Here is a 24,096-nt window from a genome sequence, read left to right as displayed (position 1 = left end):
ATCACCACCGGGCTGCTGCCCGGAGGCGGATCACATCATGCCGCCCATGCCTCCCATGCCGCCCATGTCGCCGCCGCCGGCTGCCGGGGCCTCGGGCTCCGGCTTGTCGGCCACGACGGCCTCGGTGGTGAGGAACAGGCCGGCGATCGAGGCCGCGTTCTGCAGCGCCGAGCGGGTGACCTTGACCGGGTCGATGATGCCCGCGGCCAGCAGGTCCTCGTACTCGCCGGAGGCGGCGTTCAGGCCCTGGCCGATCGGCAGGTTCTTGACCTTCTCCGCGACGACGCCGCCCTCGAGGCCGGCGTTCACGGCGATCTGCTTGAGCGGGGCCTCGATGCCGACGGACACGATGCCCGCACCGGTCGCCTCGTCGCCCTCGAGCGAGAGCTTGGCGAAGGTGTCCTTGCCCGCCTGCAGCAGCGCGACGCCGCCACCGGCGACGACACCCTCCTCGACGGCCGCCTTCGCGTTGCGCACGGCGTCCTCGATGCGGTGCTTGCGCTCCTTGAGCTCGACCTCGGTCGCGGCACCGGCCTTGATGACGGCCACGCCGCCGGCCAGCTTCGCCAGACGCTCCTGGAGCTTCTCGCGGTCGTAGTCCGAGTCGGAGTTCTCGATCTCGGTGCGGATCTGCTTGACGCGACCGGCGATGCGGTCGGCCTCGCCGGCGCCCTCGACGATCGTGGTCTCGTCCTTGGTGACGACGACCTTGCGCGCCTGGCCGAGCAGCTCGAGGCCCGCGGTCTCGAGCTTGAGGCCGACCTCCTCGGAGATGACCTGGCCGCCGGTGAGGATCGCCATGTCCTCGAGCATCGCCTTGCGGCGGTCGCCGAAGCCGGGGGCCTTGACCGCGACCGACTTGAAGGATCCCTTGAGCTTGTTGACGACGAGGACCGCGAGGGCCTCGCCCTCGACGTCCTCGGAGAGGATCGCGAGCGGCTTGCCGGCCTGGATGACCTTCTCCAGCAGCGGCAGCAGGTCCTTGACGTTCGAGATCTTCGAGTTCATCAGGAGGATGTACGGGTCCTCGAGGACCGCCTCCTGGCGCTCGGCGTCGGTGACGAAGTAGGGCGAGAGGTAGCCCTTGTCGAAGCGCATGCCCTCGGTGAGCTCCAGCTCGAGGCCCATGGTGTTGGACTCCTCGACCGTGATCACGCCCTCCTTGCCGACCTTGTCGAGGGCCTCGGCGATGAGCTCGCCGATGGCCGGGTCGGCCGCCGAGATGCCGGCGGTGTGGGCGATCTGCTCCTTGGTCTCGATCTCCTTGGCCTGCGAGAGCAGGGTCTCGGAGACCTCGGCGACGGCCTTGTCGATGCCGCGCTTGAGAGCGATGGGGTTGGCGCCGGCGGCGACGTTGCGCAGGCCCTCCTTGACGAGGGCCTGGGCGAGGACGGTGGCGGTGGTGGTGCCGTCGCCCGCGATGTCGTCGGTCTTCTTGGCGACCTCCTTGACGAGCTCCGCGCCGATCTTCTCGTACGGGTCGTCGAGCTCGATCTCCTTGGCGATGGAGACGCCGTCGTTGGTGATGGTCGGTGCGCCCCACGACTTCTCGAGGACGACGTTGCGACCCTTGGGGCCGAGGGTGACCTTGACGGCGTCGGCGAGCTGGTTCATCCCGCGCTCGAGACCGCGCCGGGCCTCCTCGTCGTATGCGATGAGCTTGGCCATTGTGGAATCTCTCCCGTATCCGTGGTGTCCACCCGACCCTGTGCCCGCGACGGACGGCACCAGGCGCCGTGTTCACGTCACGCGGCGCCGGGTCCCTCACGGGGCCGGAATGCTCCTGGCTCTCCGCCGACGATCGCGCCCTGCGGGCGCTGTCACTCGTCGGCGTCGAGTGCCAGATCATCATAAGCACTCTCCCCCTCGGAGTGCTAACCCCTCCCGGGGATTCCGCCGTCGGCGCATCCCGTCGGCCGACGGATCCTCCCCGCATCCCTCGTGACCCCCGCAGGCACGAGGGGCCGGCCACCGTCCTCGGTGACCGGCCCCTGCGCGATGTCGTCACGGCGCGCGCGGCTGCGCTGCGCTCTCAGTCCTCGGGCTGCTCGACGGCGACGAAGGTGATGCGGTTGTCGTACTCGTCGCTCTGGCGGGCGTCGCCCGCTCCGACCTCGTCGGCCAGGGCCTGCGCGGAAGCCTTGTCCTCGTCGTCGCGGTAGAAGACGACGCTCTCCTGCTGGACGTTGTCCGCGGTGCCGATGCCGACCTTCGTCCAGCCGGCGTCCGTCAGGTTCTTCTCCCAGGCGCCGGCCATGCCGGAGATCCCGCCCGCGTTCATCACGAGCACGGGGGTGGACTTGTCGGGCTCGGCCTGGTCCTCGCCGCCGCCGTCGGAGGCGTCATCGCTCTTCGAGGAGTCGTCTTGCGAGCTCGCGGCGGTGGTGGGCGCCTCGGCGCGGTCGTCCCCCGACTTCCCGAGCCCGCCGATGGTGAACAGCAGCACCAGCAGGACCACCACCGCGACGGCGATGATGATCAGGTAGACGAGGTTCTGGCGCCAGAACGACTCCTCGGCGCGATGCGCGCCGTGGTAGGCGACCTCGGTCGCCTCCTCGTCGAACTGGTCCGGAGGGTAGGGGTACTCGGAATCTGCCACGGACCCATTGAACCAGCTCCGGGCCGACGGAGCGGGGAGCCACGCGCGGTGCGCGGGCGGCGGCGCGGCTCAGGCGGCGTGGCCGGCGTCGCTCGCGCTCACGCGCCGGGCGCGCAGCCGGTGCACCAGGGCGGGCGCGGCGCGCAGCGCCTCGGGCCGGTCGAGAAGCGCGTTCAGCCGCACGAAATAGGCGGTCGGGGTGAGAGCGAGCTCCTCACGGATCCGACGCTCCTTCGCGCCGACGTACCGGAAGGTCCGCTCCTCCATCGCGAGGATCGCGCGCTCCTGCGCCGTGAGCTCCGCGCTCTCGTCGAGCTCGGTGAGCTCGGCGGAGTTCTCGGCAGGGACGTCGGCGGAAGCGGGCATGGACCCACCTTACGGCCGGCCGACGGACCGTCCGTCCCGGCGCGCCGGGGACCCGTCGGCCCGCCCTGGCTGCCCCGCTCCGCATGCCAGACTTGCCCCATGCCGCGCCCCCTCGCCGAGACCATCGCCCCCGACTGGGCGGAGGCCCTCTCCCCCGTCGAACCCGTGGTCCATCAGATGGGCGACTTCCTGCGCACCGAGACGGAGGCCGGGCGCGGATACCTGCCCTCCGGCCAGAACGTGCTGCGCGCCTTCACCCGGCCGCTCGCGGACGTGCGCGTGCTCATCGTGGGCCAGGATCCGTACCCGACTCCCGGACATCCGATCGGACTGTCGTTCGCGGTCGAGGAGCACGTGCGCCCGATCCCGCGCAGCCTGCAGAACATCTACAAGGAGATGCAGGAGGACCTGGGGATCGCGCCGGCGCCGCACGGCGACCTCAGCGCCTGGCAGGACCAGGGGGTGCTGCTGCTGAACAGGGTTCTCACGGTGGCGCCGGGCTCCCCCGCCTCGCATCGCGGGAAGGGCTGGGAGGCGGTCACCGAGGCAGCGATCCGCGCCCTGGCCGCGCGCGGCGGACCCCTGGTGGCGATCCTGTGGGGCCGCGACGCGCAGAACCTGCAGCCGATGCTCTCGCCGACGCCCTGCATCACCTCGCCGCACCCGAGCCCGCTCTCGGCCTCGCGCGGGTTCTTCGGCTCCCGTCCCTTCTCCCGCGCGAACACCCTCCTCGAGCAGCAGGGCGCGGACCCGATCGACTGGCGGGTCGTGCGGGACTGACACTCAGGCCAGCGCGTCCTCGACCGCGCCGATCAGCCGCGGCGCGTGGTCGCCGCTGTTGGCCTGATGCCCCACCAGGCGGATCGGCACCTCTCCCTCCCCGGTGATCGTGAGGTCCGAGAGCGTGCAGCCGGTGAGTGTCCAGCCCGATCCCTGGAGGTCCGCGCCGCGGACATCGGTGTACCAGAGGGTGCAGCCCGTGGTCGTGGGCGGCAGCAGCCCCTGGACGACGACCCCGCGCCCGGGGTCCCGGCTCTCGCCGCCGATCTGCATCTCCAGATGCTGGGTCCACACCTCTTTCGCCCCGGTGTTCGAGTGGTTCAGGGTGCAGCCGACGAGCGTGCCGTGGTTCCAGTTGTCGGTGTCCGCCTTCCCGTAGGGGCTGGTCGCGGCGATCGAGTAGTAGGCGCCGTAGCAGCCGACGATGATGCATCCGCTCAGGGTCCAGTTCCCCGCGGACTGCCACACGGCCAGGCGGCAGGCGGTGAAGAACGAGCCCTCGATCGTGGAGAACTCCGCGCGATCGGCCGCGGAGACCCCGATGCGGCAGCGGGCGAAGCGGCACCCGGAGATGCGGTGGCCGTAGGAGAAATAGTCGTCGGCCGGGCTGCCGGTGAGCACGATTCCCGCGCCCCGCCACCCCACGAGGTCGCAGTCCAGGATGCGCACGTTGGCGGCGCGGCGGATCCTCAACGCCACGTGCTCGGCGGAGATCGGGACGTCGATCCTCCCCGGATGCGCACCGCCAGCGTCCTCTCCCTGGAAGCGCACATCGCTGATCACCACATCGGAGACGCCGTCGACGAGGAGCGCGCCGCGGGAGGTGTCGGCCGTGGTGACGATCGCGCCGTTGCCCTGGATGCGGGCGCCGTCGGGAAGCTCCACGGGCGATCGCAGCGTGTAGGTCTCGCCGCTCACGAGCTGCACCTGCGCCGTGCGCGCGAGCACCTCCGACCAGTCGTCCCCCGGTCGCAGCACGTGGGGCTGGGCGTGCTGCCCGTCGCCCCGGCCTCCGCCCTCTGCGTGCGCGGGTCGGGCGGTCGACGCCGCGAGGGCGCCGGCGCCCGCCAGCGCGGCTCCGGTCACGAGCCCGCGGCGCAGGAGGTCGGCGGTCGGCATCGCGTCATCACGATCTTCCATGACGGGCATGGTGCCACGGACCTGACCCGCCTACTGTGGGACGACCCGTTCGGCGACTTTCCGGAGGATCGCGCGATGGCATTGAACCCCGCCCAGTTCACCCCGCAGGGCCCCGGGGTCGACTACGACCCCCACTGGTACCGCAAGGCGGTGTTCTACGAGGTGCTCGTGCGCGGCTTCGCCGACGGCAACGGCGACGGCACGGGCGACTTCACGGGGCTCATCGAGCGCCTGGACTACCTGCAGTGGCTGGGCATCGACTGCCTGTGGCTGCCGCCCTTCTTCGCCTCCCCGCTGCGCGACGGCGGCTACGACATCTCGGACTACGGCGCGGTGCTGCCGGACTTCGGCTCGATCACGGACTTCGAGCGCCTGGTCTCCGAGTCCCACCGGCGCGGGATCCGCGTGATCATCGACCTGCCGATGAACCACACCTCGGACAAGCACCCGTGGTTCCTCGAGTCCCGCGCCGATCCGGAGGGCCCGTACGGCGACTTCTACGTCTGGGCGGACACGGACGAGAAGTACCGGGAGGCGCGCATCATCTTCGTGGACACCGAGGAGTCGAACTGGACCTTCGACCCGGTCCGCCGCCAGTTCTTCTGGCACCGCTTCTTCTCCCACCAGCCGGACCTGAACTTCGAGAACCCCGCGGTGCGCGAGGCGATGTTCGACGTCGTCCGCTTCTGGCTCGACAAGGGCGTGGACGGCTTCCGGGCCGACGCCATCCCCTATCTCTTCGAGGAGGAGGGGACCGACGGCGAGAACCTGCCGGCGACCCACGCCTTCCTCGCCGACCTGCGCCGCTTCGTCGACGAGAGCTGGCCCGGGCGCGTGATCATCGCCGAGGCCAACCAGTGGCCCGAGGACGTCGTCGAGTACTTCGGCACGCCCGAGGACCCGGAGTGCCACATGTGCTTCCACTTCCCGGTGATGCCGCGACTGTTCTACGCGCTGCGCGAGGGCAGCGCGCGCCAGATCGTCGACATCATGGCGCAGACCCCGGAGATCCCGCAGGGCGCCCAGTGGGGCACGTTCCTGCGCAACCACGACGAGCTCACCCTGGAGATGGTCACCGGCCAGGACCGATCGGCGATGCTCGGCTGGTACGCGCCGGACGCGCGCATGCGGGCGAACGTCGGCATCCGGCGGCGCCTCGCCCCGCTGCTGGACAACTCGCGCTCGGAGATCGAGCTCATCCACGCCCTGCTGCTCTCGCTGCCGGGCTCGCCGTTCCTCTACTACGGCGACGAGATCGGCATGGGCGACAACATCTGGCTGACCGACCGCGACGCCGTGCGCACCCCGATGCAGTGGACGCCCGATCGCAACGCGGGCTTCAGCGACATCACCGACCCCGGCAAGCTGTACCTGCCGGTCATCCAGTCGCTCGTCTACCACTACGCGACCACGAACGTCGAGGCGCAGATGGCCCACTCGGGTTCGCTGCTGCACTTCGTGCGCTGGATGCTCGCGGTGCGCCGCGAGCACGACGCCTTCGGCATGGGCGCCTACCGGCACGTCGAGGCCGACAACGAGCGCGTGCTCGCCTTCACCCGCACCTACGACGGCGCGGACCACGGGGAGGAGGCCGCCCAGCACGCCGAGACCCTGCTGTGCGTCTTCAACCTCTCCCCGCAGCCGGTGACCGCGCGCGTCGCGCTCGAAGGGCCGGGCCGACGGACCGTGCGCGACCTCTTCGGCGGCGCCGAGTTCCCCTCGCTCGGCGAGGACGGCACCCTGGACGTCATGCTCCCCGGCCACGGCTTCTACTGGCTGAAGGTGCGCCCTCTCGGCGAGCAGGGCGAGCCGATCACCCGGACCACGGCGATCCCGGTGATCGAGGGCCCCTGAGGCGGCGCCGACGAGCGACCTCGCTCACAGCTCCTTACGGACGCCGGCGCCCGGATCGCTAGAGTTCCTGTGGCTCTCGAGCCGCAACGGCGCATCGATGACACGACACGAGAGGTGCTCCCGCAGCAGCCCTGACACGGCACGGTCGACCGCGCGATCCACCCCGATCGTCCGTCAGGAGCACCTCCTTGCCCACCACTCCCGCCTCTCCCGGTCCTGCGTCCGCGCGCACCGCCGCAGGCATGATCGCCGTCGCCGCCGCGGCGGCCTTCCTCGCCACCTTCAACGAGACCTTCCTCAACGTCGCGCTCACGCCGATCATGGCCGACTTCGACGTCACCGTCGGGACGGTGCAGTGGCTGACCACCGCCTACCTGCTGGTCGCCGCCGTGTTCGTACCCGTCTCGAACATCCTGTACCGCCGCTTCCCGACCCGTCCGCTGTTCGTCGCCGTCGTCGCCCTGCTCGTGCTGGGCTGGATCGTCGGCGCGATCGCCCCGTCCTTCGGGGTGCTGCTGCTGGGCCGTCTGCTGCAGGCGATCGGCACCGGCCTGCTCACCCCGCTGGGCATGACCATCACCCTCGCCGTCGCCCCGCGCGAGAAGCTGGGCCTGGCCATGGGCATCATGGCCGCGATGACGACTCTCGGCCCGTCGATGGCCATCGTGATCTCCGGAGTCCTGCTCACCGCCGCCCCGTGGACGGTGCTGATGTGGGTCTTCGGCGGCCTCTCGCTGCTCGTGCTCCCCTCGGGCGCCGCTCTGCTGCGTGAGGTCGGGGAGCGCGATCGCCCCGTGCTCGACGCCCCGTCCCTGGTGCTGGTCGCGGTGGCCCTGGTGGGCATCCTCTACGGCATCTCGACGGCCTTCGACGGCTCTGCCCTGATCGCGGCGGCCGCGGCCGTCATCGGTCTGATCTCCCTCGCCGGCTTCGTGGCGCGCCAGCACCGGATCGAGAACCCGCTGATCGACCTGCGTCCGTTCGGCAGCACCCCGTTCGTCCTCGGTGTGCTGATGACGATGCTCGGGCTCGTGTTCGTGTTCGCCATGAACGTTGTGATCCCGGTCTTCCTGCAGTCCTCCCGCGGCCTGTCGCCGCTCGGCGCCTCGCTCACCCTGGCCCCCGGCATCCTCCTCACCGTGGCCATGGGGCCGGTGGCGGGTCGCCTGTTCGACCGCCGCGGGGGCCGGCGCATGATCCCAGCCGGCTACCTGGTGATGGCGATCTTCGTGGTCCTGGTCGGAGCCGCCGCGGGCAGTCCGTCGGTCGTCCTGTTCGGCATCCTCTACGTCCCGGCGGTGCTCGGCACCTCGTTCGTCATCGGCCCCGCGCAGACCTTCGCGCTCTCGCACCTGGACCGCGAGACGAGCCCTCACGGCGTGACCGTCGTCAGCACCAGCTTCCAGATCGCGGGCTGCGTCGGAACCTCCCTGGGCGTCGGCGTCTACGGCGCCCTGACCGCCGCGGGCGCGGCGAGCGGCGCAGCCGAGGGCGGCGCCCTCCTGGGCTTCCGCGGCGCCGTCGGACTGGTGGTGCTCACCTCGCTGATCGGCGTCGGCCTGGCGATCGCCGCCTCCCGCAGCACGCGGACGCGGCGCGTCCGGGAGACGGCCGCGGCCGAGGCGGCACCGGAGGACGCGGAGCACCGCGTCTCGCACATCATGAAGTCCGACGTCTTCGCGATCTCGAGCGGGCAGACCGTGCTCGAGGCCCTGCGGATGTTCGCCGAGCACGGCATCTCGGGCGCCCCTGTGCTCGGGGACGACCGAACCCTCCTCGGGTTCCTCTCCGACGGGGACGTCATGCGCTACCTCTCGGCGCACCACCCGTCATCGGCGTCGATCTATTCCTTCGTCGCGGGCGCGGAGGAGGACCTCGACGAGGCGATGCGCGACCTCGGACGACTGCCGGCGATGCGTCTCGCGACGCGCCAGGTGATCACGGTCGACGAGGACGCCTCGATCTCCGATGCGGTCGCGGCCCTTGCGGACGTGCGCCTGAAGAAGGTCCCGGTGGTGCGGGGCGAGGGCGGTCCCGTCATGGGCATCGTCAGCCGCTCCGCCATCGACCGTCTGGCGATCTCGACCTACCTGCACGGCCGCGACACCGCGCAGGGCCGTCCCGAGGACCTCAGCACCATCACCGTCTGAGGCACAACGAACCGACGGGCCGCGCCGGGGCTCAGCCCTCGGCGCGGCCGATCCGCCAGTACCCCATGAAGGCGACCTGCTTGCGGTCCACCCCGATCTCGCGCACGAGGTAGCGGCGCAGGCGCTTGACCACGCCCGCCTCGCCCGCGATCCAGGCGTAGAAGGGGCGCTCGTCGGGGTGGACCTCGGAGGTGCTGCCGTGGGCGGCGTGGGTGAGCTGCTGGGGGACCTCCCAGAGGATCGTGGAGTCGATGTCGACGTCCTCGAGCGCGATGCGATCGCCGGCCGACGGATCGGCGGGCAGATCCGCATCGGATGCGACGGCCTCGCGCACCGCGGGCTCGAGCAGGGTGCCGTGCTCGGCGCCGTCGCGGGCCAGCCACACGACCTCGACGCCCGTCGGCCCTTCGAGATCCAGGCGGTCGGCGGCCGTCGGCACCTCGAGGAGGGCCCTGCCGCGCACGTCGGACCCGCGCAGGGAGTCGAGGATCGAGGCGATCGCGGGCACCGCGGTCTCGTCGCCCACGAGCAGCAGGTCCTTCGCGCCGCGCGGCTCGAACTCGATGCCGCTGCGCGAGTGCTCCCCGCCGCGGCTGGGACCGATGAGGTGCAGGCGCCCACCGGGGTGCACGGCCTGGGCCCAGCTGCCGGCGGGCCCGCCGACGCCGTGCTCGTCGGTGTGCAGGACCATGTCGACGACGAGCTCGCGGGCGGCCTCGTCCCAGTCGCGGATCGTGTAGGTGCGCATGGCTCCGCGCACGTCCTCGTCGACCTGCAGCCAGGCCTGGTACCAGGAGAGGTCCTCGCTCTGGTGGGTCTCGAGGAAGTCCACGAGGTCGAAGGCCGGATCACCGCCGCCCGGCGGGATGATGAGCTTGAAGCGCTGGTCGAGAGGGTGGTGGTCGATGCCGAACTCCGCCATGCCCTCGCCGCCCAGCACGACGCGGCGGAAGGCGGGGGCCAGGTCCTCGACGCGGAGGACCTCGGCCAGGTGGGCGGTGGTGGACGGACGCGTCACAGCAGCTCCTTCGGATGTGCGGGCGGGCAGCGCGGGGCTGCGGGGCGGAACAGCAGGGCGCACGACCATTGTGCCAGGCAAGGCTGCCCTCACTGAAGAGTGCTCGAGGGTCCGCCAGATCACATCCCGCTCGACCCGCCGACCGGGGCATGTGGCATCCTCGGGTGACTGCGCACAGCGCCGCCCTCGCCGCGCGCCCGGAGACGGGCAGCGCGCACGGCGCCCACCGACAGGAGAACCACGTGAACGAGACCCCCCGGTCGCCCGCCGAGGAGGCCCAGGACCCGAGCACCTCGCCCGAGAGGCTGATGGAGCTCACCGAGCGGCACCCGCAGCTGCACGGGCTCCTGGTCGACAACCCCTCCTGCCCCGACGTGGCGCGGCAGTGGATTTTCGCGACGAACGCGCGCGTGCGCGCGAAGAGGGAGGCGCAGCAGCCCGACGCGGCGGAGCCCGATCAGGCGCAGCAGGCAGCTCCCGATCCGGACGGCGATCTCGAGGACACCGGCGACGTGCTCGCCACCCGGCAGATCCAGCGCACCGACTCCACGGACCCCGCCCCCGCGGCCCCCGAGGGCGACGACGGCCCGCCCACCCAGGCCATGGCCCCCTCCGACGCCCCCGCTCCCCTGCGCAGCGAGCCGCCCCGGTCCGCCGCGGCGGCTGCCTCGGGCCAGGAACCGCCGACCGCGCCCGGTGGAGATCCCGACGCGCAGTCGGCATGGGCACTGCCGCCGGTCGCGGACGCTCCGGCGTCGGCCCCCGCCCTGCCGCCGATCAAGCCGCCGCAGGAGCACCCGGTGACCGAGCCCGCCGCCTCGAGCGGCACGGTGCGCCACGTGAAGCCAGACCGCGGGGTCGTCCCGCTCGGGCCCGCCGCCTCGGCCCCGTCGATGCCCTCGCCCTCGCAGTCGGCTCCCGCATCGGACCAGGGGTACGGCTACCCGGCTCCGGCCCCGACCGCGAACTTCGAGGAGCCCGTGCAGGCCGGAGCCGCCTACGCCGGGCATGACGAGTACGACGAGCAGGACGGGCACGACGACGGCGGGGACGAGGACTCGGGCCGCAGCCGCGCCACCTGGTGGGCGTGCGGCGGGTGCCTGCTGCTCGCGCTCATCGTCGCCCTGGTGGCGATCTTCGGCCTGCGCTCCTTCTTCTCCGGCGGTGACGACGAGTCCGCGCAGCAGACCAGCGCGAGCTCGTCGGCCTCGAAGGAGCCCTCCGAGAAGCCGAGCGCGTCGGATGACGAGAAGGACGAGGAGTCGACCGAGGCGAAGGACAAGTCCCCGGCCCCCGACGACGCCAAGGAACTCAGCCGGGTGGTCTCCCCCACCGGCAACATCACCTGCAGCCTCGACGACGACTCGGTGGGCTGCTCGCTGGAGGACCGCTCCTTCGGGGGAGACAGCGAGGACTGCTCCTCGGGTCCGTTCTCGATCAGCGTCGCCGACAAGAAGGCAGACCTGGAGTGCGGCACGACCTTCGGCGGGGACTCCCCGACCACCCTCGCGTACGACCAGAGCGCGACGCAGGGCGACAGCGCCTGCAGGAGCGAGTCGGACGGGATGACCTGCTGGAACGTGAAGACTGGGCACGGCTTCACCGTCGCGAAGTCGGGTTACGAGACCTTCTGACCCTCACTCTGCCCCTCGCCCCGGCCCGCGATCCGCATCCAGGTGTCCACGACGGTGTCCGGGTTCAGCGAGATCGAGCCGATGCCCGCGCGCCGCAGGTGCTCGGCGAGCTCGGGATGGTCGCTCGGGGCCTGACCGCAGATCCCGACGTACTTCCCGCGCTCCCGGCAGGCCCGGATCGCGAGGTCGATGAGCTGCAGCACCGCGGGGTCGCGCTCGTCGAAGGCGTCGGCCACGAGTGCTGAGTCGCGGTCGATCCCCAGGGTCAGCTGGGTGAGGTCGTTGGAGCCGATCGAGAAGCCGTCCACGTGCTCGAGGAAGGCCGGGGCGTTCAGCGCGTTGGCGGGGATCTCGCACATCATCACGACCTGCAGCCCGTCCCTGCCGCGCGCGAGGCCGTGGGAGGCCAGGCGCTCGACGACGCCCCGGGCCTCCTCCGGCGTGCGCACGAACGGGATCATGATCCGCAGGTTCTCCAGTCCCATGTCCTCGCGCACGCGCCGCAGCGCCTCGCACTCGAGGGCGAAGGCCTCGGCGAACTGCTCGGAGAGGTAGCGTGAGGCGCCGCGGAACCCGATCATCGGGTTCTCCTCCTCGGGCTCGAAGACCTCGCCGCCCACGAGCCCGGCGTACTCGTTGGACTTGAAGTCGCTCAGGCGCACGATCACCGGACGCGGCGCGAAGGCGGCGGCGATGGTCGCGACGCCCTCCGCGAGGCGCCGTACGAAGAACTCGCGGGGTGAGGCGTCGGCGCTGGTCGCGCGCACGATCTGCTCCTGCACCCCGGCGCTCTGCCGCTCGGGGTCCAGGAGGGCGAGCGGGTGGATGCCGATCTGGCGGTTGATGACGAACTCCATCCGCGCGAGGCCCACGCCGGTGCTCGGCAGGGCCGCGGCGGAGAGCGCGAGGTCGGGGTTGGCGAGGTTCAGCATGAGGTCGACGTCGATCTCGGGCAGCTCCCCCACCTCGATGGTCTCGACGTCGGTCTCCAGCAGCCCCTCGAGCACGAGTCCGGTCTCGCCGTCGGCGCAGGAGACCGTGACCTCCTGACCGTCCTGGAGCCGGCGGGTCGCATCGCCCGTGCCGACGACGGCGGGGATGCCGAGCTCGCGCGCGATGATCGCGGCGTGGCAGGTGCGTCCGCCGCGGTCGGTGACGATCGCCGCCGCGCGCTTCATGATCGGCTCCCAGTCGGGATCGGTCATCGAGGCCACGAGCACGTCGCCGGGCCGGAAGTCGTGCATCTCGTCGGGGCTCCCGAGGCGGCGCACGGCGCCCTTGCCGATCCTCTGGCCGATCGCGCGGCCCTCGGTGAGCACGGGCGCCTCGCCCACCCGGCGGTGGCGCTCGATGGTGCCGGCGGCGCGGCGCGAGACCACGGTCTCGGGACGCGCCTGGAGGATGTGGAGAGTGCCGTCGATGCCGTCCTTGCCCCATTCGATGTCCATCGGCCGCCCGTAGTGCTCCTCGATGGTCAGGGCGATGCGGGCGAGCTCGGCGACGTCCTCGTCGCTCAGCGAGAAGCGGCCGCGATCGGCGGGCTCGGTGGGTTCGAAGGCCGTGGTGCGCCCGACGCGCGCATCGTCCGTGAACACCATCTTCCGGTCCTTGCCGCCCAGGTGGCGGCGCAGGATCGCGGGGCGGCCCGCACGCAGGCCGGGCTTGTGCACGGTGAACTCGTCGGGGTCCACGGCTCCCTGCACCACGCCCTCGCCGAGGCCGTGGGCGCTGGTGATGAACACGGCGTCCTCGAAGCCGGACTCGGTGTCCAGGGTGAACATGACGCCGGCGGCGGCCAGGTCGGAGCGCACCATGCGCTGGATGCCCACGGAGATCGCGACCTCGTCGTGCAGGAAGCCGTGATGCACGCGGTAGGCGATCGCGCGATCGGTGAACAGGGAGGCGAACACCTTCCGCACCGCGTCGAGCACGGCGTCGATCCCGCGCACGTTGAGGTAAGTGTCCTGCTGCCCGGCGAAGGAGGCGTCGGGCAGGTCCTCGGCGGTCGCACTCGAGCGCACCGCGAAGGAGGCGCCCCGCGTCCCCTCCGGCGACTCCTGCTCGAGGCGCGCGAAGGCCGTGCGCACAGCATCCTCGAGCTCGGGCGCGAGCGGCGCGTTCTCGACACGCTCGCGGATGCGGGCCCCGACGCGGGCGAGGGCGGTGGTGTCCTCGACGTCGAGCTGCGCCAGCTGCGCGCTGATCTCCTCGGTGAGACCGGTGGCGGCCATGTGCCGGCGGAAGGCCCCGGCCGTCGTCGCGATGCCGCCGGGCACCCGCACTCCCAGGTCCGCGAGGGCGCCGAGCATCTCGCCGAGCGAGGCGTTCTTGCCTCCCACGCGGGCGAGATCGTCCAGGCCCACCGATTCGAGCGGGAGCACCAGATCTCCCGGGGCGTCGCTCGCGGGAGCGGTGGCGGGAGCGGGGCGCGTCGTCAGCTGCGTCATCATCGTGCCTTTCGTGGGGCGGGCCGGGAGGAGCTCCCGGCCGGGCCGACGGGGCATCCGTCGGCCGTGGAACCACTCTGAGGTCCCCGTCGGCCGCAGAACACGAGAGATTCGATCGAAGATCGATGCTTCTTCACGTATGCTCAAAATATGAGAGTCGACGACGACCGCACTCGGGTGATGGGCGCCCGCATCCGGCACTTCCGCTCCCGCGCGGGCCTCACGCTCGCGGATCTCGCCGAGCAGCTCGGCACCACCGCGAGCACCCTGTCCCTCGTCGAGAACGGCAAGCGCGCCGTGCGCGCGCCGGAGATGCCCGGGATCGCCGCGGCCCTGGACGTCGAGGTCGTGGACCTGCTCTCCGAGGAGCCGCCGGATGCCCGCTCCGCTCTCGAGCTCGAGCTCGCCCGTCTGCAGGCCGGACCCCAGTTCGCCGCGCTCGGCGTGCCGCCGGTGAGGATCTCGCGCACGCTCCCCCACGACGCCCTCGCGGCGCTGGTGCGGACCCTGCAGGAGCTGGACCGCAAGGCCCTCGAGGCGACGGCCACGCCCGAGGAGGCGCGCCGGGCGAACACGGAGCTGCGGCGCTGGATGCGCGAGCAGGACAACCACCTGCCGGCGATCGAGGCGGCGGCCGAGGAGATCGTCGCCGTCGCCGGCCACGAGGTCGGCGCGCTCACGCACCGCGAGGTCGCGCTGATGGCCGAGCACCTGGGCTTCCGACTGCTGCACGTGGACGACCTGCCGCGCTCCACCCGCACCATCACCGACCTCGAGCAGGGGCGGATATACCTGCCGCCGTCCTCGATCCCCGGCGGCAACGGCCTGCGGTCGATGGCGCTGCAGGCCATGGCGCACCGCGTGCTCGGCCACACCCCGCCCTCCTCCTACGAGGAGTTCCTGCGGCAGCGGCTCGAGATCGCCTACTTCGCGGCCTGCTGCCTGATGCCCGAGCGGCAGGCGACGGACTTCCTCAGCGACGCGAAGCAGCGCCGGGACCTCGCGGTCGAGGACTTCCGCGATGCCTTCGGCGTCACCCACGAGCAGGCCGCCCTGCGGATGACGAACCTGCTGACTGCCCATCACGGGGTGCGGGTGCACTTCCTGCGGGTCGGGGCCGACGGCGAGATCCACAAGGCGTACGAGAACGACGACCTGCCGATCCCCACCGACGTCACCGGCGCGGTCGAGGGCCAGATCGTGTGCCGCAAATGGGTCGCGCGCCGCGCAGGGCACCGCGGCAACCGCACCACCGAGAACCACCAGTACACCGACACCGTGGGCGGCACCTTCTGGTCGTCCACCCAGACCGGCTCCGGCCCGCACGGCGCCTTCTCGATCACCTTCGGCGTGGGCTTCGACGACGCCAAGTGGTTCCGCGGCCGCGCGACGCGCCAGCGGCAGGTGTCCACCTGCCCCGACGAGTCGTGCTGCACCCGGCCCCCGGCCGGCCTCGCCGATCGCTGGGCCGACGCCGCCTGGCCGAGCGCGCGCATGCACACCCAGGTGCTCGCCGCCCTGCCCTCGGGCCGCTTCCCCGGCGTCGACGACACGGAGGTCTTCGAGTTCCTCGAGCGCCACGCTGCGATGGACTGACCCAGAGCTGAGGGGTCGAAGAGCTGGAGACGAGATTCGAACTCGCAACCGCCTGTTTACAAGACAGGTGCGCTACCGTTGCGCCACTCCAGCGGGTGCCCGGACGACTGCGGTCCGGCACCCCGAAAGGGTACCGGACCGCAGGCCCCGGGCGCGATCGGCGAGGACCGAGGGCGCTCAGCCCTTGGCCGCGTCCTCGACGGCCTTGAGGAACACGCCCTCCTGGCTCCACTTGGTGGAGTCGAGGACCGTGTCGTCGACCTTCACGTAGGGCGTGCCGGCGCCGTCGGCGTCCTTCTTGGCGGCGGGCTCGACCACGTTGCGCACCCACCCCTTGTAGGTGCTGTCGTCGATGCAGCTGGTCACGGAGTCGCTCGCGCCGGCCTTCTTCGCGTACTCCGCGAGCTGATCGTTGCTCAGACCGGCGCTGCCCTCGGCCGGCTGGTTGTCAAACAGCGAGGTCTGGAAGTCCATGAAGTTGTCGGGATCGTCGTCATAGACGCAGGCGGCGGCACTCGCGGCGCGTGTCGAGTAGTCGCCCGTCGTGGAATTCGCGTCGAGCATGCGCCGCGTGTAGAGGTGCACCGTCGCCTCCTTCTTGTCGACGATGGTGCGCAGATCCTTGCCGTTGATCTCCTCGAACTGGCCGCATACCGGGCACATGAAGTCCACGTGCAGCTCGACCACGGGCTTGCCCGAGTCCTCGGGGGCGCCGAGGGAGTAGTACGGCTGCCCCTCGGAGACGCCCGCGGGCGTCGCGACGGGCCCCTCGGGGCGGGTCGCGTTCCAGATCAGGTATCCGATGCCGCCGGCGATGAGGAGCACGACCACGACGACCGCTGCGATCACGGCGGTGCGGACGTTGCGCTGGCGCTTGAGCTCGGCCTGGCGCTGCTGGCGGATCGCCTCGCGCTGGGCCTCGCGGCGATCCTGGGCGTTCGATGCGGCCATGATCCTCCTCGGATCCTTCTCGCCGCCGCGCGGGCGGCGGGGTCTCGGTCGTGCGCGCCCGGTCTCGACCCGTGCGCGCCGCGCAGTCTACCGACGGGTCCTGACCGTGCCTGGAGGGTCGTGGCGGTGATCACCGCGAGCCCGTCGGCAGGCCGCTGCGCTCAGCGCCAGAAGGCGATCCGATCCAGCGTCGGCAGGTTGTAGAAGGGCAGGTAGTCGATGGAGCCTCCGCGGGCGACGGCCACGGAGACGATCGCGCCGAGCAGGAGCACGAGCAGCACGCCCACGACCAGGCTCCACACGGTGTCGGGCGTCGCGGCCTCGACGACCCGGTGCGCACCGTCGCGGGTGGTGCGCGCACCGATGCCCACCCAGACCAGCAGCACCGTGATCGCCATGGCGACGGCGAAGGCGACCGCGTCGGGCGGCTGGACCCCGCGGAGCAGCACGAAGCCCGCGTCGACGGCCATGCCGACGAGGAGCCCCAGGATCAGCGGGAACAGCGCCTGCAGCGCGGTGACGACGAGGCCGAGGACGAAGCGGAAGGGCGCGGCGAATCCGGCGGCGGTCCGCGCCGCCCCGTTCGCCGATCCCCGGGAGCGGCGGGAGAGGACGGTGCGATGCGACTGCTCCCAGGTGCGGGCGAGCGCGCCGAAGAGCAGCAGCAGGGCGAGGGAGACGTACGGCGCGATCGCTGCCAGGGCCACGAGGATCAGGTTCCCGATCCACACGATGATGCGGCGCCGCGGGGGCGGCGGCTGCTGCCACGCACCATAGGGGTCGGCGAGGGCGTCGCCGGGCTGCTGCATCTGCTGCGGCGGGAACTGCTGGGCCTGCTGCGGCTGCTGGGCGGCGGGTTCCCAGGGCTGCATCGCCGGCTGCTGCTGTGCGGGCTGCTGCTGGGGGACGGGGGCGGGAGCGGTCCGCGGGACGTCGTCCACGGGGGCCATGCGCTCTGTCGGCGGCTCTCGGCGCACGGGCCCGCGGACGTCCTCGTTTCCCGTCTCGCCCCCGGCGGCGATGGCCTCGGTGGGCTGGGCGGAGTCGCGGGCCGCCGGTGCATCGTCCGGGACGACGGGCAGTGCGCGGGTGGGATTCTGGACGACGGGGATGACCTCGGTCGCGGGGTCGGCGCCCGCCGGGGACGATGCCGCGGAGAGCGCCTCGGTGCGGTCCGGGTCGCCGGCCGACGGGGAGTCGGCGCGCCCGGCGGCGAAGGCCTCGGTCGCTTCGGCGTCCGACGAGGAGGTCGCAGGCAGGGCTTCGGTGGCCGGTTCGCCCGCTCCTTCGCCCGCCTCGCTCTCCCCGGCCGCCCCGGTCGCTCCCCCGGCGGCGATCGCCTCGGTGGCACCGGGGTCCTCGAAGCGGTCGAGGTCGAGGGTGTCGAGGCGTTCGCGCAGCTCACGGGGGCTGGGGCGCTCGGCGGGGTCGGAGCGGAGGGCATCGCGGAACCACTGGGCGAGCTCGACGGGGACGCCGTCGACGTCGATGTCGCCGCGCTCCGCGCGCAGGAGCACGAGGTCGGCCCGTCCGCCGCCGTAGGGCTCGCGTCCGGTGGCGGCGAAGGCGAGCATGGCGGCGAGTGCCCACCAGTCGCCGGCCTCGCCGGTGCGGTTGCTGCGCATGACCTCGGGGTCGAGGTACGCGGCGGTGCCCATGACCAGGCCGGTGGAGGTGAGACGGGATTCCTCGGCGGCGACGGCGATGCCGAAGTCGATGATGACGGGGTCGAGGCCGTAGCCGTCGGGGTCGTAGCCCACGAGGTCCTCGTCGCGCGCGCCGCGCAGCAGGACGTTGGAGGGCTTGAGGTCGCGGTGGACGACCCCGGAGGCGTGGATGTCGTCGAGGGATTCCGACAGGACGATGCCGAGCTCGCGGACGAGCTCCGGATGGAGTCCTCCGCTGCCGCGCACGGCGTCCTCGAGGGTCGGGCCGGGGACGAATTCGGTGACGACGAAGGCGTCGGGCGATTCGAGCTCGGCGTCGAGGATGCGCACGATGTTGTCGTTGTGCACGAGGCGCTGGGCGCTGACCTCGCGGGCGAGGCGCTCACGGGCGCGGGGGTCGTCGGCGATGTCGTGGCGCAGCAGCTTGATGGCGACCTCGTTGCCGTCGGCGTCGTGCGCCCGGTAGACGATGCCCATGCCGCCTGCGCCGATGCGTTCGTGCACCTGGTACCCGGAGTCCTCCTCCAACGTCACCAGGCGAGGGTCGCGCCGCGCGTAGGGGGCGGTGTGCTGCTCGTCCGACATGGTCGCCATGCTAGTCATCCGCACCTGCCAGTCCGCCGACCTCGTCAGAAGGGCGGGTCGCAGGCGGCTCGTGCCGTCGGCGCCGACGGCCTGGGCGGTTCGGCATCGACCGGGAGGTCGGGGGTCCGTGCGGCGGCGGCGAGGTGCTGGCACCACGCGTTCTCGAGCACGTGGACGAGGAGCGGGGTCATCAGGTCACCCGCGTCCTCCACGGTCAGCTCGGCCTCCCCGCGCAGCGACCACTGCGTGCGGCCCGGTGTGTGCGGCACGGGCATGCCCGAGGGGCCGGGGTTCCCGGCTGCGTCGGATCCGTCGGACTCTCCCGATGCTTCGGGCCCACCGGTGCCCGGGTCGGCAGGGCGGGGCGAACTGCCGCCGTCATCGCGGAGTCTGACCGGGTCGATATCGCGCGCCGTTTTCACCTGGTGATGGGACCAGCACAGAAGATGGAGATTCTCGATCTCCGTCATCCCGCCCTCACCGGGATGCTCATGATCGAATTCCTCGATATGATCTGCTTCCGCTTCACTGCAGCTCTGCCGAGTGCATCCTGGAAGTGAGCATTCCGGTCCCCGCAGACGCAGATGCGTGAGCATCGCCGGGCTCGGCCGGTAGCGTTCCGGCGGCAGCGGCAGGAATGCGCCTGTTGCTGGATCCGTCAGGATCCGCATCCACTCCGGACACTCCCCCGCGAGCTCCCGTGCCATCTCCGCGGGGATCGGATGCTTCCCCTCGAGCAGGGCCGGCGCTTCGCTCTCTCCCAGCAGCGTCAGGAACGGCACCGTCACGAGGATCGTGAACCGCGGCGCGGGCACCTCATGCCCGTCCGTGTCCACCTCTCCCCGCAGCAGGGCCTCGTAGCGCAGACGACCACGGGTCATCGTCTTCCCGCTCGCGCGCACGGCGCCGTCCTCATCGAAGGGGATGGCCTCCGTCCCGCCCTCGTCGAGCGCATGGCGCTGGGCGGCCTGCACGGTCTGCGCCGCGGCGTCCAGGGACTGCGCGAATGCGAGGATCTCCGGGATCGGACCCGTCAGCGTGAGCGTCGCCGTCCCATCCTCACCCGCGACCGGAGCACCGATGTGACGACGACGCCGCGCCCGCTCCACCGGGGAGAGATCAAGGAGGGAGGTGAACCACGTGATCAGCTCCGAGAGCAGCCGACGGAACGTCTCCGGTGTCACCCCGAACTCCCACTCCCCCATCACCCGATCCAGATCACGTCGGTCCTCCGCGGGAAGATCCCGGGAGCGACGGATCACCCGGCGCAGCCACTCGATCGGCAGCTCCCCCGCCTCCACCCGCGCGAACAGCAGCGGAAACACGGTCAGGGCCTCATACGCGTCACGGATCTGGCCGTATGACACCGATGTCGTCGTCCGCAGGGCGACCGCCGCCTGCGCATCCTCCACGTCCCCCTCATGCGGGGGCGCGCCGTCGACGTCACGATCCGCCCACAACGGCGCGAGACGCCGCATCAGCGCCGCCGCGAGCTGCGACTCCTGGACCGCGAGATCCCAGATCCCCCGCAGGTCCTCAGACAGGTCCGGCCCCTCCGCCGCGAAGGTCCGCTCCCCCAGATTCTCGCGGGACAGGGGATGGTGGGGCCGAGGCCCCCGAGCAGCCCTCGGGAGGCCGCGACCCCCACCCGGAGACGGGTGCGAGCCGGAGGGCGACGACGGTTTCGAGGAATCGGGCTCGACGGAATCATCGCCGCGATCGAGCACATCACCACCGGTGAACACGGATCCCCCTCTCCGTCGAGCCAGATGTTCTCCACCCCTCAAGAATATCTGTCGAAACGGACACCGCAAGAGTCCATCGGAAATCTGTGGAGAACTTTATCCATTCCTCCACAATGCCCGCTTCTCCACAGAGGGACCCACCAGAATCGCTATTCCTCCACAGCACGAACGTCGAATGTCCGATCACCGTGATAGCACCGCCGGAGATACTGGTCGTCGACGCGCTGGAGTCCGCCCGCCGGTCCGGTCCGCCGAGCACGCCGACCGGACGCGCTGGCCGAGCGCGTCTGCCGCGCTCTTCGGAACCGCTCCTCGGAGGAACTGGTCGGCCTCGCCCGGACGCACGGCGACGGCCGGTCCCCCAGCTGGGGAACCGGCCGTCGCTCGGGCCGTCGGCGCCTCAGCTCCGCGCGAGCCGCTGTTTCTTCGAGGTGATCTCCCCGGTGTCGAAGCCGGCGAGGTGCAGACCGCCGTGGAAGCGGGCGTGCTCGATCTTCAGGCAGCGGTCCATGACCACGTCGAGCCCGCCCTCCTCGGCGATCGCCGCGGCCTCCTCGTTCCAGGAGCCCAGCTGCAGCCAGAGGGTCTTCGCGCCCACCTCCACCGCCTCGCGGGCCACGTCGGGGAGGTCCTCGTGACGGCGGAACACGTCGACCACATCGGGCACCACGGGCAGGTCGGCGAGCGAGGCATACGCCGGCCGGCCCAGGATCTCCGTCGCCCGCGGGTTCACGAAGTACACGTCGTACGGCGAGCTCGAGAGCAGGTAGGTCGCCACGAAGTAGCTGGCCCGGGAGGGGTTCGTCGAGGCGCCGACGATCGCGACGGACCGCGTGCGCCGCAGGATCCCGAGCCGCTGCGGGGCGGTGGGTCCGACCCAGGTGCGGGCCGTCTGCTGCTCCGCGCCGTTGTTCTCCGCGCTCATCGCGCCACCCCCGTCGCCGTCGTGATGGCCTGGTCGAGGTCCCAGAGGATATCCTCGGGATCCTCGAGCCCGACCGAGATCCGGATCAGGTCCGGCGCCACGCCGCCCGCGAGCAGCTGCTCGGGGCTGAGCTGCTGGTGGGTGGTGGAGGCCGGGTGGATCACGAGCGTGCGGGCGTCGCCGATGTTCGCGAGGTGCGAGGCGAGCTGCAGGTTCCCGATCACCGCCTCGCCGGTGGCGCGGGCCGCGGCCGCGCGCTCCTCGTCGCTCGCGAAGTCGCCCGTCGGCTCCACGCCGAAGGCGAAGACCGAGCCGGGACCGAGCGGCAGATACTTCTCCGCACGCTGGTGGTGCGGGTGGTCCGGGAGCCCCGCCCAGGTCACGTACGCGACGCGCGGATCCTGGTCCAGCCAGGTCGCGACCGCACGGGCGTTCGCGAGGTGGGCGTCGATGCGCTGCGGGAGCGTCTCGACGCCCTGGAGCAGCTGGAAGGCGGACTGCGCGCTCAGCGAGGGGCCGATGTCGCGCAGCTGCTCGGAGCGCAGCTTGGTGAGGAATCCGTACTCGCCGAAGTTCCCCCACCAGCTGAGACCGCCGTAGCTCTCGACGGGCTCGGTCATCGCGGGGAACCTGCCGTTGCCCCAGTCGAAGCGTCCGGACTCGACGACCACGCCGCCGAGCGTCGTGCCGTGGCCGCCCAGGAACTTCGTGGCGGAGTGGATAACGATGTCGGCGCCGTGCTCGAGGGGCCGCACCAGGTACGGGGTCGCGAGCGTCGCGTCGACCACGAGCGGCACGTCCGCGGCGTGGGCGACCTCGGCGAGCGCCTCGAGGTCGGCGATCTCCCCCGAGGGGTTGCCGATGATCTCGACGTAGACGGCCCTGGTCTCCGGCCGGATCGCGGCCGCATAGTCCGCGGCGTCGGAGGAGGGGACGAAGGTGGTCTCCACGCCGAAGCGGCGCAGGGTGACGTCGAGCTGGGTGACGGTGCCGCCGTAGAGCTGGGCGGAGGCGACGATGTGGTCGCCCGCGCCGGCGAGCGCCGCGAAGGTGATGAACTCGGCGCTCATCCCGGACGCCGTGGCGACCGCGCCGATCCCGCCCTCGAGCGAGGCGACGCGCTCCTCGAAGGCCGCGACCGTGGGATTGCCGATGCGCGAGTAGATGTTGCCGTACTTCTGCAGGGCGAACAGCGTCGCGGCATCGGTCGCGTCGTCGAAGACGAACGAGGTGCTCTGGTAGATCGGTACCGCGCGGGCGCCGTGCACGGCGTCCGGCGTGCCGCCGGCATGCAGGGCGCGGGTGCGGAACCCGAAGGTGCGCTCCTCGCTCACGCGGCCTCCTCCTCATCCGCCGACGAGGCCGCCTCCGTCGACGGGGCCGACGGGAGGGTCGCGTCGGCCGCGGCGGTGGCGGCCTCGGCGCTCACACCGGGGACGTCGGGGATCTGGGAGGCGTCGAGCTCGGTGCCGTGCTTGCGGGCGAGGTCCTTCTCGAGCTCGCGGACGATCGGCATCACGTCCCGGCCGAAGGCGGCGACCTCCTCGGTGAAGTGGAGGTAGCAGGTCAGCAGCAGGTTCACCCCGATCTCCTTGTAGGAGACGATGCGCTCGGCGATCTCCTCGGGGGTGCCGATGAGGCGGGTCTTGAAGCCGTCGTTGTACTGCACGAGGTCCTCGAAGGAGGAGTCGGCCCACATGCCCTTGCCGTCGGCCGTGGACTGTCCGGCCTCCTTGACGGACTGGGCGAAGCCCTCGACGGCCGGGCGGTGCGCCTTGGCGACGATCTCGCGCAGGGTCTCCTCGGCCTCCTTCCGGCTCTCGCGGGCGATCACGAAGCCGTTGAGGCCGAAGCGGGGGCTGCGGCCGACCTCCGCCGCGGAGGCCAGCACGCCCTCGACGTTGCCCTGGTAGCCCTCGAGGTCGCGGCCGTTGGAGAAGTACCAGTCGGCGACGTGGCCGGCGGCCTTCTGCGCGGCCGTGGAGTTGCCGCCGAAGAAGATCTCGGGGTGGGGGCGGCCGGGGACGTCGACGGGCTTCGGGGAGAGCGTGAAGTCGTCGATCGAGTAGTACTTCCCGTCCTGCGAGTAGCCCTCCTCGGTGAGCAGGCCGCGCAGGGCGCTGATGAACTCCTCGGTGCGCACGTAGCGCTCGTCGTGCTCGAGCCAGGGCAGGCCGAAGCCGGTGAACTCGTCCTTCAGCCAGCCCGAGACGATGTTGACGGCGGCGCGGCCGTTCGAGAGGTGGTCGGCGGTGATGAGCCACTTGGCGAGCACGCCCGGGTGCCACATGCCCGGGTGGAAGGCGGCGATGACCCGCAGGCGCTCGGTCGCGCCGAGCAGGGCGAGGCTGAAGGCGGAGGCCTCGTGCTGCTGCGCGGCGCCGTAGCTCGCGGCGTAGCGGGTCTGGGTGAGGGCGTACTCGAAGCCCGAGTCCTCGGCGGTCTTCGCGAGGGCGGAGTTGTAGGGCAGCTGCCAGTCGGTGCGCTGCTCGATCGTGGAGACGACGAGGCCGCCGGAGACGTTGGGCACCCAGTAGGCGAACTTCAGCGGCGTCTCGAAGCTGGACGCGGGGACGGTCGTGGTCATGGTGACCTCCTGTGGTGATCGGTGCGGGCGGTCGGTTCGGATGGCCGGGTCG

The 24,096-nt window shown here is 71.6% G+C and carries 17 protein-coding genes and 1 tRNA gene; 5 read left to right on the top strand and 13 right to left on the bottom strand.

Features of this window, described 5'->3' with window-relative positions:
* Positions 1 to 30: 30 nt before the first annotated feature.
* From groL to FHG10_RS01665, 3 genes are all read right to left on the bottom strand, one after another.
* Positions 31 to 1,668 carry a chaperonin GroEL gene (gene groL, locus FHG10_RS01675; protein ID WP_152351596.1) on the bottom strand — a complete coding sequence of 546 codons (1,638 nt, stop codon included), beginning with the start codon at positions 1,666 to 1,668 and terminating at the stop codon, positions 31 to 33.
* A 364-nt stretch (positions 1,669 to 2,032) separates the two neighbouring features.
* Entirely contained in the window at positions 2,033 to 2,599 is a 567-nt protein-coding gene (locus FHG10_RS01670) for a LytR C-terminal domain-containing protein (RefSeq protein WP_152351595.1), read from the bottom strand.
* 69 nt (positions 2,600 to 2,668) lie between these two features.
* Complete coding sequence (locus FHG10_RS01665; RefSeq protein ID WP_152351594.1) at positions 2,669 to 2,965, bottom strand: DUF3263 domain-containing protein; 297 nt, start codon at positions 2,963 to 2,965, stop codon at positions 2,669 to 2,671.
* Positions 2,966 to 3,064: 99 nt separating this feature from the next.
* Between FHG10_RS01665 and FHG10_RS01660 the strand changes: the two genes are divergently transcribed.
* A complete protein-coding gene (locus tag FHG10_RS01660; protein ID WP_152351593.1) occupies positions 3,065 to 3,745 on the top strand; it encodes a uracil-DNA glycosylase in 681 nt (226 codons plus the stop codon).
* Between the two features lie 3 nt (positions 3,746 to 3,748).
* Here FHG10_RS01660 and FHG10_RS01655 read toward each other — a convergent pair whose 3' ends face one another.
* Positions 3,749 to 4,885 (bottom strand): hypothetical protein, encoded by a 1,137-nt coding sequence (locus FHG10_RS01655; protein ID WP_193636157.1) that lies wholly within the window; start codon positions 4,883 to 4,885, stop codon positions 3,749 to 3,751.
* A gap of 75 nt (positions 4,886 to 4,960) precedes the next feature.
* Here FHG10_RS01655 and treS point away from each other — a divergent pair, with 75 nt between their 5' ends.
* Together treS and FHG10_RS01645 are read left to right on the top strand one after the other, a co-directional pair.
* The gene (gene treS, locus FHG10_RS01650; protein ID WP_152351591.1) at positions 4,961 to 6,739 is read left to right on the top strand and encodes a maltose alpha-D-glucosyltransferase; all 1,779 of its coding nucleotides are present in this window, start codon (positions 4,961 to 4,963) and stop codon (positions 6,737 to 6,739) included.
* A gap of 188 nt (positions 6,740 to 6,927) precedes the next feature.
* Complete coding sequence (locus FHG10_RS01645) at positions 6,928 to 8,889, top strand: MFS transporter (RefSeq protein ID WP_227487970.1); 1,962 nt, start codon at positions 6,928 to 6,930, stop codon at positions 8,887 to 8,889.
* A 31-nt stretch (positions 8,890 to 8,920) separates the two neighbouring features.
* Here the strand turns inward: FHG10_RS01645 and FHG10_RS01640 are convergent, their stop codons facing one another.
* Positions 8,921 to 9,907: a siderophore-interacting protein gene (locus FHG10_RS01640; protein WP_152351590.1), complete on the bottom strand. Its 987-nt coding sequence runs from the start codon at positions 9,905 to 9,907 to the stop codon at positions 8,921 to 8,923.
* Positions 9,908 to 10,071: 164 nt separating this feature from the next.
* Here FHG10_RS01640 and FHG10_RS01635 point away from each other — a divergent pair, with 164 nt between their 5' ends.
* Complete coding sequence (locus FHG10_RS01635; protein ID WP_152351589.1) at positions 10,072 to 11,541, top strand: variant leucine-rich repeat-containing protein; 1,470 nt, start codon at positions 10,072 to 10,074, stop codon at positions 11,539 to 11,541.
* Here the strand turns inward: FHG10_RS01635 and ppsA are convergent.
* On the bottom strand, positions 11,526 to 13,988 hold the full coding sequence (gene ppsA / locus FHG10_RS01630) for a phosphoenolpyruvate synthase (protein WP_152351588.1): 2,463 nt from the start codon (positions 13,986 to 13,988) through the stop codon (positions 11,526 to 11,528). The two genes, FHG10_RS01635 and ppsA, sit on opposite strands and share 16 nt — an antisense overlap.
* A gap of 150 nt (positions 13,989 to 14,138) precedes the next feature.
* Here ppsA and FHG10_RS01625 point away from each other — a divergent pair, with 150 nt between their 5' ends.
* Positions 14,139 to 15,584, top strand: coding sequence for an XRE family transcriptional regulator (locus tag FHG10_RS01625; protein ID WP_152351587.1), 1,446 nt, complete (start codon positions 14,139 to 14,141; stop codon positions 15,582 to 15,584).
* A 21-nt stretch (positions 15,585 to 15,605) separates the two neighbouring features.
* Here FHG10_RS01625 and FHG10_RS01620 read toward each other — a convergent pair.
* The 7 genes from FHG10_RS01620 to sfnG form a co-directional block, all read right to left on the bottom strand.
* Positions 15,606 to 15,677: transfer RNA gene (locus FHG10_RS01620), tRNA-Thr, on the bottom strand.
* An 84-nt stretch (positions 15,678 to 15,761) separates the two neighbouring features.
* Positions 15,762 to 16,535, bottom strand: coding sequence for a DsbA family protein (locus FHG10_RS01615; protein WP_152351586.1), 774 nt, complete (start codon positions 16,533 to 16,535; stop codon positions 15,762 to 15,764).
* Positions 16,536 to 16,696: 161 nt separating this feature from the next.
* Complete coding sequence (locus FHG10_RS01610; protein WP_227487969.1) at positions 16,697 to 18,787, bottom strand: serine/threonine-protein kinase; 2,091 nt, start codon at positions 18,785 to 18,787, stop codon at positions 16,697 to 16,699.
* A 44-nt stretch (positions 18,788 to 18,831) separates the two neighbouring features.
* Complete coding sequence (locus FHG10_RS01605; protein ID WP_152351584.1) at positions 18,832 to 20,265, bottom strand: HNH endonuclease signature motif containing protein; 1,434 nt, start codon at positions 20,263 to 20,265, stop codon at positions 18,832 to 18,834.
* A gap of 667 nt (positions 20,266 to 20,932) precedes the next feature.
* Positions 20,933 to 21,457: a CoA-binding protein gene (locus tag FHG10_RS01600; protein ID WP_152351583.1), complete on the bottom strand. Its 525-nt coding sequence runs from the start codon at positions 21,455 to 21,457 to the stop codon at positions 20,933 to 20,935.
* Positions 21,454 to 22,791, bottom strand: a complete 1,338-nt coding sequence (locus FHG10_RS01595) for an O-acetylhomoserine aminocarboxypropyltransferase/cysteine synthase family protein (RefSeq protein WP_152351582.1) — start codon at positions 22,789 to 22,791, stop codon at positions 21,454 to 21,456. The genes FHG10_RS01600 and FHG10_RS01595 overlap by 4 nt, the downstream gene beginning before the upstream one ends.
* Entirely contained in the window at positions 22,788 to 24,044 is a 1,257-nt protein-coding gene (gene sfnG / locus FHG10_RS01590; RefSeq protein WP_152351581.1) for a dimethylsulfone monooxygenase SfnG, read from the bottom strand. Before sfnG ends, FHG10_RS01595 begins: the two co-directional genes overlap by 4 nt.
* Positions 24,045 to 24,096 lie beyond the last annotated feature (52 nt).

Source organism: Brachybacterium subflavum (assembly GCF_009299795.1).
GTDB lineage: Bacteria > Actinomycetota > Actinomycetes > Actinomycetales > Dermabacteraceae > Brachybacterium > Brachybacterium subflavum.
This window is presented reverse-complemented; position numbering and strand designations above follow the sequence as displayed.